The sequence below is a fragment of the Sinorhizobium sp. genome (assembly GCF_059070375.1).
The window spans coordinates 301984-314339 of sequence record NZ_JCACWC010000004.1 but is presented as its reverse complement, the minus strand read 5'-3'; the positions used below and the strand labels follow the sequence as shown (position 1 = coordinate 314339).

The 12356-nt window shown below is 63.9% G+C and carries 8 protein-coding genes; 6 read left to right on the top strand and 2 right to left on the bottom strand.

Features of this window, described 5'->3' with window-relative positions; translation table 11 throughout:
* Nucleotides 1-72 precede the first annotated feature (72 nt).
* The 4 genes from AC5J09_RS27775 (at nucleotide 73) to AC5J09_RS27760 (ending at nucleotide 9402) form a co-directional block, all read left to right on the top strand.
* The gene (locus AC5J09_RS27775; protein ID WP_494299054.1) at nucleotides 73-948 is read left to right on the top strand and encodes an alpha/beta fold hydrolase; all 876 of its coding nucleotides are present in this window, start codon (nucleotides 73-75) and stop codon (nucleotides 946-948) included.
* Between the two features lie 272 nt (nucleotides 949-1220).
* Complete coding sequence (locus AC5J09_RS27770; RefSeq protein ID WP_494299053.1) at nucleotides 1221-3134, top strand: autotransporter assembly complex protein TamA; 1914 nt, start codon at nucleotides 1221-1223, stop codon at nucleotides 3132-3134.
* A gap of 122 nt (nucleotides 3135-3256) precedes the next feature.
* Nucleotides 3257-8866 carry a translocation/assembly module TamB domain-containing protein gene (locus AC5J09_RS27765; protein ID WP_494299052.1) on the top strand — a complete coding sequence of 1870 codons (5610 nt, stop codon included), beginning with the start codon at nucleotides 3257-3259 and terminating at the stop codon, nucleotides 8864-8866.
* Between the two features lie 143 nt (nucleotides 8867-9009).
* Nucleotides 9010-9402, top strand: a complete 393-nt coding sequence (locus tag AC5J09_RS27760) for a hypothetical protein (protein WP_494299050.1) — start codon at nucleotides 9010-9012, stop codon at nucleotides 9400-9402.
* Between the two features lie 54 nt (nucleotides 9403-9456).
* Here AC5J09_RS27760 and AC5J09_RS27755 read toward each other — a convergent pair whose 3' ends face one another.
* On the bottom strand, nucleotides 9457-9936 hold the full coding sequence (locus tag AC5J09_RS27755) for a VOC family protein (protein WP_275597239.1): 480 nt from the start codon (nucleotides 9934-9936) through the stop codon (nucleotides 9457-9459).
* 205 nt (nucleotides 9937-10141) lie between these two features.
* Nucleotides 10142-10576, bottom strand: coding sequence for an Lrp/AsnC family transcriptional regulator (locus tag AC5J09_RS27750; protein WP_100674603.1), 435 nt, complete (start codon nucleotides 10574-10576; stop codon nucleotides 10142-10144).
* A gap of 155 nt (nucleotides 10577-10731) precedes the next feature.
* Here AC5J09_RS27750 and rocF point away from each other — a divergent pair, with 155 nt between their 5' ends.
* Both rocF and AC5J09_RS27740 read left to right on the top strand, forming a co-directional pair.
* Entirely contained in the window at nucleotides 10732-11655 is a 924-nt protein-coding gene (rocF, locus tag AC5J09_RS27745; protein ID WP_100674604.1) for an arginase, read from the top strand.
* 174 nt (nucleotides 11656-11829) lie between these two features.
* Nucleotides 11830-12309, top strand: a complete 480-nt coding sequence (locus AC5J09_RS27740) for a chemotaxis protein CheW (protein ID WP_003528560.1) — start codon at nucleotides 11830-11832, stop codon at nucleotides 12307-12309.
* Nucleotides 12310-12356: the final 47 nt, after the last annotated feature.

The window sequence follows — 12356 nt, the reverse complement described above, 5'->3', positions numbered from 1 at the left end:
GTCTGCCGACAGGCATGGAACCATCGCATGCGCTCATTGTTCGGCACTGGTCAGCGCATGCGAGGTGCTCCTATGATCAATTCGCCAGGCTCCGTGAAACACCGCTTCCTCGATCTGGACGGCATCCGGGTCTTCTACCGCGAGGCAGGACCGCCGGACGCGCCGATCGTGCTCCTTCCCCACGGCTACCCGTGCTCATCCTACGAGTTTCGCAATTTCATGCCGCTGCTGGCCGACCGGTGGAGGCTTGTCGCTCCGGATTTCCCCGGATCCGGATACAGCGACACGCCGGACGACTTCGCCTACGGCTTCGACGGCTTCGCAGACTTTCTCGAAGCCTTCATCCGGCGCCTGGGCCTCGATCGTTTCGCACTTTATCTACATGACTTCGGCTCTCAGATCGGCCTTCGGCTGGCCATTCGCCGGCCGGAGCGCATTTCCGCACTGATCATTCAAAATGGCGACATCTACGAGGATGAGCTCGGACCTAAATACGCACCGTTGCAGGAGTATTTCCGCAATCCCACGCCGGAGGGCCGGGCCAAACTCGGCGAAGCCGTAAGCGAGGAAGGATACCGCGACGAATACCTCAACGACGTCCGGCCCGAGCTTGCCGAGCGGATTTCTCCCGACCTGTGGAAGCTCCATTGGTCCATGACAACGGCCAGGCGGCGTGAGATCGCCATAGACGTGATCGCGGGGCTGCGGGAAAATCTCGCCTGGTTCGAGCGCTATCAGAGTTACCTGCGCGAACATCGACCGCCGACGCTGATCGTCTGGGGTCCGCAGGACGGCTACATGCCCGAGGCCTCCGCCCGAGCCTATCTCCGCGACCTGCCCAATGCCGAACTGCATCTCATCGACGGCGGCCATTGGTTGCTGGAGACCAACCTGTCCGAGGTCGTCTCCCTCTGCCGAGATTTCCTTTCGCGCGCTTCGGCGAAATGACGCCCCCGCTTCCACCGGTCGCTTCGTAAGCTGACCGTCGGTGCGGGCCTGCTTCGCGGCAGAAGCCGCTTACCGCTTAAAAGTATTCCGTTGTGCCTGAAGCACCACAGGGGAGTCCTTTCTGCCAAAAAATCGTCTTCGAATCGCCGCTTCGGGGTGGATGCGGCGAGCGGTCATCGTTAACAGATGGAAAACTATGTCCTGCTAGCTTGGCCGACGCCGCGTATGCAGGCAGTTGGTACAGAGTCGCCTGAAACGGGATGCGGAGAGGAATGTCTCCACCACGATCGAGTATTGCGCACTGGAAGACAGCGACCGCGCTCACAATCGTGGCATCGGCCGTGCTCGGCCCGGTTTCCGTCGAGCAGGCCCACGCGTTCAAGATTTTCGGCATGCGGTTTTTCGAAAGCGCGGAAGAAGAAGTTCAGGTCATAGACCCGGTTCGCTATACGCTGACTTTCGAGCCGGGAACGGATGACGAGGAGCTCCGGGAGGCGCTGGAAAACGGCTCGCGGCTCGTTCAGGATCAGGAAGAACCGGTCTCGGGCGACCTTGGCCTGGCGATCAAGGCGCGCGACGACCGCGATCGACTCCTCGCCGTCCTCTACGAAAAGGCGCGTTACGGCGGCACCGTCAGCATTCTGGTCAACGGCCAGGACATCGATAGCCTCCCCCCGGACCCGGCTTTCCCCGACGGCCAGCCCGTACCGGTCGTGGTTCGCGTTGCTCCCGGGCCGGCATTCACGCTGGGCTCGGTCAGGCTCGAGGGAGACGCCGCGCGGCTCGACCCAGCCGCCTACGACCTCAAGCGTGGCGCCCGCGCCGACTCGACCTTGATCATCAAGGCGGGCGAGCAGATCGTGAACGATCTCAAGGAACAGAGCAGGCCGCTGGCCAAGCTCGCCGAGCGCAGCGTCGTTGCCGATCACGCGACTTCCACGGTCGATGTAACGATCCGCGCCGATGGCGGGCCGGTCGCGCCCGTCGGCGACCTGACCGTCAGCGGCGCCAGAACGGTCGACCCGGATTTCGTCAAGGATTATTCCCGCCTGAACCACGGCCGCCCATATTCGCCGGAGAATATTCGCAAGGCCGCCGAGCGGCTGCGGCAGTTGAACGTGTTTTCCAGCGTCACCATCAACGAAGCCGACGGGCTCGCGCCCGACGGCACGATCCCGATGAACATCCAGGTGTCCGAAGGCAAGCACCGCTATTTCGGTTTCGGCGGACAGGTCTCGACCACGGACGGCCTTGGGCTTCAGGGCTATTGGGGACACCGCAATCTCTTCGGACGCGCAGAATCGCTTCGGATCGAAGGCTCGGTCGACCGCCTCGGCGAGACCACGGATGTCGCCGGACTCGATTATTCGGCCGGCATTCTCTTTGCGAAACCCGGCGCCTTCGGGCCGGCATCGACCTTTACCGCAAGCGTCAAGGCCGCGATCGTCGATCCGGACGCCTATAGTGCCAAAACGGTTACCGCGGCGGCTGGCGCCGCTTTCGAGCTTTCGCCCGAAGACACGTTCTCCGTCGGCTCGGAAGTGGGCTGGGCGGATGTCGACGACGCTTTCGGTTCGAATTCCTATATCACCGCCGCCCTCCCGTTCGAATATGTCCGCGACGCACGCGACGACAAGCTGAACCCGACGGAGGGTTACCGGGCGCTGATCAATGCCAAACCGAGCTACGAAATCGAAGGAAAGACCTTTTTCAGCTCCTTCGAAGCTTCCGCGTCCGGCTATTACGCGTTTGGAACGGAAAAGCGCTTCGTGCTGGCCGGCAAGCTCGGCGCCGGCGTGCTCATCGGTGGCGACGAACTCTCCGATATTCCCGCGACCCGGCGGTTTTTCCTCGGCGGTGGCGGGTCGGTGCGCGGCTATTCCTATCAGGAGATCAGCCCCCGCGACGCCGATGACGAACTGACCGGCGGACGCTCCTATGTGAGCGGCTCCCTCGAAGCCCGCATCGCCGTCACCGATACGATCGGCATCGTGCCGTTCATCGACGCCGGCACCGTTTCGGAAAACACGGCGCCCAATTTCTCCGACATCCGGGCCGGCGCGGGCATCGGTCTGCGCTATGCGACGCCCTTCGGCCCGATCCGGCTCGACTTCGCCGTGCCGCTCAACAAATATCCGGGGGGCACCACTTACGGAATCTATGCCGGTATCGGCCAGTCCTTCTGATGCCCGGACTATTTGCTGCATGCGCGCGACAGCGTGGTAAGATGAGCGAAGTCCCGCCTGCCGGGCGATGTGCCGGCACTCTACCGATTCCAGAGCGGCGCAACATGGACTATGGATAGGACATGAATCAGGTCACCTTTTTCCTTCGATCTGCGCTGCGGTACTTCTTCGCCGCCCTCGGCACGCTCGTGGTCGTGCTCCTCCTGCTCGTCGGCTTTCTGGGCTTCACGGTGCCCGGCGCCCGCGTCGTCGCCTGGGCGATCGAGAAATATGCGGCAACCCCCGACCAGATCGTACGCATCGCAGACCCGGGCGCGCTTCTGACCGGCGACTTCACGGCCGGCACCATTACGCTCTTCGATGGCGAAGGCATTTATGCGGAGGTCCGCGACCTTTCGGTGGACTGGTCGCCCGCAGAACTATTCTCGCTTCGCTTCGACGCCAGCAGGATTTCGGCCGGCACGGTCCGCGTCGAACGGTTGCCCGTCCCCTCGACCGAGACCCAGGAAGTGCGCTCGACATTTGCCCTTCCGGTGGACGTGAAGATCGATGCCTTCGACCTCAAGGAAATCGTGCTCGGCAAACAGATCGCCGGCGAAGATCATTTCCTGACGGCCATGGGCAAGCTCTACGCGACGAATTCCAGCATCGCTCTCGTGCTCGATGCCGCCGAACGGGACCGCCCTGATGCGCGCGCGACCGCCGATCTCGTCTTCAACCCGGCCGGCAACCAGCTGAAGCTTGAAGCCGAGCTCGCGGAGCCGAAGGGCGGCCTTCTGGCGAGGCTGCTCCGCCTGCCGGGAGAACCTGCCGTCAACATGACCGTGACCGGACAGGGACCGCTTTCCGACTGGGCGGGCTCGGGTACGGTTACGCTCGACGGAAGCGAGATCCTTCGGCTCGACGGGCAGCACGTGCTCGCGGCCGACGGAATGCACATGCTTACCGTATCCGGCGGCGGCGCTTTCGCCACGCTGACGCCACCGGCCTTCAGGCCGCTCTTCGAAGGGGAGAGCAGGATCGACCTGAGGGCCGCCTTCGACGGCACGAGCAAGGTCCGGATCGATGCGGGCAAGATTTCGACCGGCGCCATGACGCTCGATGTCTCCGGCACGGTCGACAGCCGCGGCGAGAACAACCTCCAGGCAAGGCTCGCCGGTACGAGCGGGCCATTCGATTTCCGCTGGCCGCTGAAAGACGGCGAGTTGCAGGCGCTCGTCGACACCGCAAACCTGTCGCTGATCGGCGACGGGCAGTCGGCAATCCTCGACATCGCCGCCAATGTGCCGTCCGTGAACCTGCCGCAGGGACGATTGGGCGGCATCCGGCTGTCGGCACAGAGCGACGCCTTCAATCTGGCGACCCGGTCCGGTCCCCTGAAGACGACCGTAGAAATCGCCGAGAGCCGCTTTGCAAATGCCGATCTCGATCGGGCGGTGCAGGCGCCCCTGAAGCTCGACGGCACCATCGCCGTTACTCCGGAAGACATCCGTTTCGACCCGCTGGAGATCGAAAGCGCGAGCATCGGCGGCACGGTCACCGGCAGCTTCGATCGCGTCGAAACGACGATCGAGGCGGCATTCAAGGCCTTTGCCGTCAGAGAGGTCTTGCCGCCGGGGCTCGCCGACAAGTTCGACAGGACCATCGCCCTTGCGGGCAATGCGGTCGTGGAACAGGACGGCAGCGTCCGGTTGAGCGAACTCGACATAAAGTCCGGTGCGCTCGACGCCTCCGGCTCCGTTGCGCTTGCCGGAAGCACATTGACTGCGGACATCCAGGGGACGCTGCCCGATCTCGGACGGCTGCTCGCCGATGCGAAAGGCTCGGCCGCCTTCCACGCGGTCGCCTCAGGCCCTCTGAACAAGCTCGGCATCGAAGCAGAGATAACCTCAAGCGGAGCGACGCTCGCTGGCCGCACACTGGACGATCTCGTCGTCAATGCCGACGCTACCGTGACGCCGGGGAGCCCCGAAGCGAAGCTGACGGCAACCGGTACCCTCGACGGCCAGGCGATCGACGTCCGCGCCGACGTCGTCACCCGGGATGGCCGCACCTCGATCCCCGCCCTCGAGGCAAAGATCGGCGAAAACCGGCTGACCGGTGCGATGGAGCTTACAGCCGACTTCAAGCCGAATGGGACGATCGACTTCAACCTGCCCGATCTCGGCCTCCTTGCCGCCATGGCCGGGCAGCAGGCATCGGGCGACCTTGCCGGCTCCGCGACAATCCGGACCGCCGACGGCGTCACGTCGCTCGCGCTGACGGCCCGCGGCGAAAGCATCAGGCGGGACGCATTGACCATTGCCAAGCCCGTGGTCGACGTCGACGTCGCCGATCTTGCCAGCCTGGCGATCAAGGGCGGTGTCAGGGCCGAAAGCGTCGTCCAAGGCGAAAACCGCCTGACGGACATCGATATCGCCTTCGAGCAACAGGCGGAAAGAACCGGCTTCTCGGTCGGTGCCGAATATGAGGGCTCTCCGCTCGCAGCGACCGGCGATCTCGCGAGCCGTGACGGCCGGACCGAAATAAGCCTTGCATCGGCCTCGGCGACAGCCAAGCGCATCCCCTTGCAGCTTGCCCGGCCGACCGTCATCGCCATCGAGAACGGCGTCGTGCATATCGATGGGCTGACGATCCAGGCATCGACGGGTACGGTCGCCGTTACCGGTACGGCAGGCGAGACCCTTGATATTTCGGCGGATATCAGCGAACTGCCAGCCACCTTGATCCACACCGTCGCGCCGACGCTCGGGGCCGAGGGCACGATTGCGGGCAAGGTGGACATTGCCGGGAATGGCGCGGCACCGGTCGTCCGCTACGATCTCACCTGGAGCGGCGCCTCGATAGCCTCCGTGCGGTCGGCCGGCATAACGGCGGAAGACCTGTCGGCGAAGGGAACCGTGACCGTCGCTGACGACACCATCCGCCTCGACCCCTTGGTCATCGAACGCGCCGGCTTTCGCGGCGATGTGACGGCTAGCCTCGACCGCGCCGGCAACACGGCCGAGGCGAATTTCCAGTTCGTTGCCGAACCCGCCGCGCTGCCGCCCGGCATCGGCGCAAAATTCGATGCGCCGATCACCGTCTCCGGCAAGGTCGAGACAGGGGCCGGCGGCGCCGTCGAACTGAGCGCACTCGAAGTCAAATCCGGGACGGTCAACGCCACCGGTTCGGCCGCCCTTGCCGAGGGCGCGTTGACCGCCAAGATAGAGGGCGCATTACCGGATCTCGGCAAGCTGCTCGCCGAGGCCGAAGGCAAGGCCGCCTTCACCGCCGACCTGTCCGGGCCGCTCGACGCGCTCGGCGTCAAGGCGGAAGTGACCTCCAGCGGCGCGGTCCTCGCGGGACGCACGCTTTCGGATTTCGTGATCACAGCCGATGCGACGGCGAAAGCCGGCAGTCCGCAGGCGAAGCTGACGGCGACGGGAGCTCTGGACGGCCAGGCGATCGACGTGAAGGCCGAGGTGGTCTCGAAGGACGGCCGCACTTCGATCCCGACCCTGGAGGCGAAGGTCGGCGACAACAGATTGACGGGTGCGATCGATCTGACGGCAGACTTCAAGCCCGAGGGCACGATCGACTTCAATCTGCCCGATCTCGGCCTTCTTGCCGCCATGGCCGGCGAGAAGGTCTCGGGAGACCTCTCCGGCTCGGCAGCGATCAAAACGGTGGGCGGTGTGACCTCCCTTACGCTGAAAGCGAACGGCAGCGGAATCAAGCGTGGCGATCTGACGATCACAAAGCCGGTCGCCGATATCAGCGTCGCCGATGTGGCGGCACTCGCGATCCGGGGAAGCGTCAAGGCGGAAAACGTCGCTCAGGGTCAAAACCGTGTCACCGGCTTCAATCTCACCTTCGATCAGCAGGGCGGCAGAACCGGCTTTACCGTCGACGGCAGATATGACGGCGGCCCTCTTTCGGCCAAAGGCGACATGGTCGCAAGCGGCGGCCGCACCGAAGTCCGTCTCGCCTCTTTCGCGGCAACGCCCAAGCGGATACCGCTGAAGCTTGCACGCCCGACCGTCGTCGCGATCGAGAACGGCACGGTGCTCCTCGATGCCCTGACCATCGAGGCTTCGAAGGGAACGATCACCGTCGCCGGCTCTGCCGGACCGACGCTCGATATTTCGGCAAGACTCAACGAGCTGCCTGCCGCACTGATCAACACCTTCGCCCCGACGCTCGGGGCGGAAGGCACGATCGCCGGGACGGTGGACGTGGACGGAACTGCGGCGGCTCCGGTGGTCGTCTACGACCTCAGATGGAGCAACGCCTCGGTCGCAGCGGCGCGCGGCGCCGGCGTATCGTCGCTGGCGATTGCTGCAAACGGGCGCTTCGCCGACAACAGGGTCACCGTCGATGCCACGGTCTCCGGGCCCGGAGACCTTTCCTTCCGGGGCGGCGGCAATGTCGAGCTTGGCGGCGACATGCCGATCTCGATGAAATTCGCCGGCGACGTACCTTTCGCGCTGCTCGCCAATATCATGGCGCAACAGGGTTTCACCCTGACCGGATCGGCCAAGGTCGACCTTTCGCTCTCCGGCCCGGCCAGGGCGCCGCAGATTGCCGGCACGGTCTCGACCGCCGGCGCCCGGCTCGTGGACGTTCGCCGCAATCTCGCCCTCAACGACCTCACCGCCAATGTCGCACTGGACGGCAGGCAGGCGACCATCTCTCGGCTCTCGGCCAATCTGGCCAGCGGCGGATCGATCGAGGCGAGCGGCACCGTGGGCATCGTTCCCGGTTCAGGTTTCCCGGCGGACCTCAAAATCCGGCTCAACGATGCGACCTATGTCGACGGCACGCTGTTCACCGCCAACCTTGCAGGCGACCTGACGCTCAACGGGCCGCTCGTCTCGACGCCCGTACTTGGCGGAAGGCTGACGATCCGCAGGGCCGCGATCACCATACCGGAGAAGCTGCCGGCCTCGCTCTCGCAGATCGACATCAAGCACCGCAACGCCCCGGCACGCGTACAGCGGATGACGAAAGATCTGCGCCGGGATACGTCCGCCGGCACCGAGGCAAGCGGCGCGATCGCCTTCGATCTCGCCGTCAGTTCCCCGGGCCAGTTCTTCGTACGCGGTCGCGGCATCGATGCCGAACTCGGCGGCGATCTGACCATCCGCGGCACCGCCGTCCAGCCGATCGTTTCCGGTGGATTCGACATGCGTCGCGGGCGCCTGGAGATTCTCGGCAAGCGCCTGACCTTCACCGACGGTCACATCGGCTTCGGCGGCGACCTCATCCCGACGCTCGATCTCGACGCGACCTCGAGCGCCGGATCGACGACGATCACGGTCAACGTTGCAGGCCCGGCCAACAACCCGACGGTGACCTTCTCCTCGTCGCCCGCCCTGCCGCAGGACGAGATCCTGGCGCAGCTCATCTTCAACCGGTCGCTGAACAATCTCTCCGCCTTCCAGATCGCGCAGCTCGCCTCGGCCGTGGGCCAGCTTGCCGGCGGCGGATCGACGTCGCTGCTCGACGGCCTGCGCAACAAGCTCGGCGTCGACGATCTCGACATCACGACCGACGAGAGCGGCGGCGCCCAGGTCCGCGCCGGCAAATATCTCAACGACCGCACCTATCTCGAATTGCAGCAGGGCTCGGACTCCGCTTCCAGCAAGGCGGTCATCAACCTCGACATCGGCCGCGGCGTGAAGCTGAAGGGAGAAGCGGCCGGCGACGGCTCGGCCGCCGGAGGCATCTTCTTCGAAAGGGAGTATTGAGGCCTGACGATGCCGCCCGCCGGCCGATCCGGCGGACGGGTTCATCGTCTGGGTCGTCCCATTATTTTTCGAACCGGAGTCTTGACCTCAAGCACGGTTGAGGTCGCAGAAATCACTCCGTGTAACGGACACGGAGGTACGATATGACTGAGCAGATACTCTTCCGGAACGTGATGAAGATCACCGAAGGCAGCCTGGAACCTTTTCGCGAAGCGGTGAAGCAAGCGATCGAGTTCGTCGAGCGAAACGGACCTCAACTCATGGTCCAGACATTTGTCGACGAGCAGGAGATGCGTGCGGTTAGCTTTCAGCTCTACCGGAATAGCGAAGACGTTCTGCGCCATTGGGAAATATCGGACCCCCACATCCGAGCGGTATCGAAGCATTGCAGCGTCGAGAAGTTCGAGGTCTACGGCAATCCGAGCAACGAGGTCGCAGCCGGCCTATCCCAATTCTTCGGCGACGGCCGCGGACACATCATGAAACCACTTGCGGGATTCACCCGCTTCCAAAGCACTTCCAGGAAAAGTGTGTAACGGTTTTCCGTCCGCGAACAGGCGAGCTCGGGTCAGGCGTGAAGGAGCGCCCCTTCACGCCGCGTTGCGATCGACCCCGAACGCATCCAGTACCTCGCTCTCGTCCGTTGCCGTGAACAGCGCCCAGATATGACCGAACGGATCGATGAGGGCGCCGACCCGGTCGCCGGTCGGCAGCGTTTCGGCGACATTGCGCAGACTGGCGCCGGAGCCCATCGCCCTTTCGAGCACGCGGTCCACGTCGTCGACGTGCAGTTCCAGGATCGCCGCGGTTGTTCCGAGCGCGTGCGGCGATCGCGGCCCGCCGAGCCTCGGTTCGGCGTCCCGGCGTGGATTGGCGCCGGCCACCCGGAAGACCGAGTCGCCGATGCAGAGGTCGGCACTCGTCAGAATGCCGCTCCACTCGTGCCGCTGCAGCAACTCGGCGCCGAAGACATCGCGGTAGAACGCAATCGCCCGCTCCTCGTCACCATGCCTGACGAAGAGCTTTATGCAGATCTGCCGCACCGACGGGCCGCCGGAATAACTAGCCATGGCAATCTCCCTGGATCGCAATGATGTCTCGCGGGTGGAACCCGCGATCAAATACGCCATCGTTCAAAATGAGACCGAATGCCGCGGAGACCGCGCCGGTGCTCATGCCTCTCTTGTTTGCTGAGAGGAACATCTTATCCGAAGATAAGAACAAATCAAGAACAAAAACGGCCGCGCGTCTCCAATTCGCGCCGCGGCGATCGCCTCACGAAGACCCGGTCAACTTGCTGGTCTTCAGCAGAATGTTCGTTTCGGTGACGTTGATGCCGTCGATCAAACGGATGCGCCGCAAGGTCTCATCGAAGCTCGCGAGATCCCGGTCCTCGAGTTCGGCAATGAAATCCCACCTTCCATTGGTGCTGTGCAGCGCCCGGACCTGCGGCAGCCCGCGCAATTGTTCGGCGACGCGGTCCGCCATCTTTCCGTGAACCTCGATCATCACCACGGCCCTGACTCCGGAGGCGGGGATTTCCGCGCCCGTGCGGATGGTGAAAGCGGCAATGGTCCCATTCGCGACGAGCCGGTCGATGCGCGCAGCGACCGTGGCACGCGAGACGCCGGTCATCGCCGAAAGCGCGGAGACGGGCATACGGGAATTTTGCCGGAGAGCGCCGATGAGCGCCTGATCGAGATCATCCATCTTATCACTTCGTCAAAAGAGCCTTTACACTTTGCGCATCTTATCTTTCCAATCGACAGTTTTCCATCTTTTTGCCGCCACGCTTTTTGACGATAATCCGCCGAACTTCACGGGAACCGAGCTTCCCGGCAACCGGGCGAAGGGACGAGGCGGACATGAAAACCATCACATTGATCGGCGCACCCATCGAGGAAGGCTCGGGCCGCCGTGGCGCGGCCATGGGGCCGACGGCGCTCAGAATCGCAGGCATAGACACGGTCCTCGCCGAACTCGGCCATACGGTCAATGACGAGGGGGATCTGAGGCCGCTGCCGGCACGCGATCTCGCCAATCATCCCGGCGCCAACAATCTGCAATCCGTCGCAGCTTTCGCGCGCGCGCTCGACGAAGCCGTGCATGAAACCGCGCGCAAGGGACATTTCCCCATCATTCTCGGCGGCGACCACGCGCTCTCGATGGGCAGCGTCTCCGGCATGGCGCGTCATGCCCAGGACGTCGGCCGGCCCCTCTTCGTCCTATGGCTGGACGCGCATGCCGACTTCAACTCGCCGGCGACCTCGCCCTCGGGAAACATGCACGGCATGCCCGTCGCCTTCTTCTGCGGCGAAGCGGAGTTCGCTCCGATCCTCCCGAAGGACCGGCCGCTGGTGGACCCGAAGAAGGTCTATCAGGTCGGAATCCGCTCGGTCGACGCACGTGAGCGCGAGGAAATTGCCGAGCACGGCGTCAATGTCTTCGATATGCGGACCATCGACGAGATGGGCATGGCCCATATCATCCGCCAGATCGTCGATGAGGTTCGCGCGGCCAACGGTCTGCTGCATGTGAGCCTCGACGTCGATTTCATGGATCCGGAACTTGCCCCCGGCGTAGGGACGACGGTCCCGGGCGGCGCGACCTTCCGCGAGGCTCACCTCATCATGGAAGTGTTGTGCGACAGCGGCCTCGTCTCTTCCCTCGATGTGGTCGAGCTCAACCCGTTCCTCGACGACCGGGGAAAGAGCGCACGCATCCTGGTCGAACTGACGGCAAGCCTCTTCGGACGCCGTATCCTCGACCGGCCGACACGCGCGGCCTGAAGCCATGCTCCGCCTACTCTCCTGCGAGGGGGGAACGTTCAGCAAAGGCTTAACGAATCCGCGCCTAGTATAGGCATACAGCGCGCAAGGCGGATTTTCCGCGCATGAAGCGGCTTGCGCCTCGCCGGATGTCATCGGCGGACCACCACGATCGGAAAGCTGGAAGGACCTTCGATGACAAGCACGCAGAGAGCAGCCGGATTTGACGGCGAGACGCTCGAAATCATAGCGTTTCGCCTCCACGATCAGGAATTTTGCGTCAAGACCACGACGATCCGCGAGATACGCGGCTGGGCCCCCTCGACGCCCATCCCGCATGCCCCGCCGGAAGTGATCGGCGTGATGAACCTGCGCGGGACGGTGATCCCGATCATCGATCTCGCCCATAAGCTCGGCATGAAATCGACCGTCACCAACGAACGCAGCGCGATCGTCGTCGCCGAGGTCCACAACATGGTCATCGGTCTCGTCGTCGACCGCGTTTCCGACATTCTGACCGTGCAGGGCAGTCAGGTACAGCCTGTGCCTGAAGTCACCGCATCCTTCGACAAGAGCTTTGCGGAAGGCATCATCGCCAATGAATCGGGCATGATCTGCTTCCTCAATCTCGCCCGCATGTTCAAGGAGCGGGAAACCGAAGAACTGGCGGCCTGAGCCTGCGCATCTGCATATCGGGAGCGACTCACTATTTCCTTGAAACA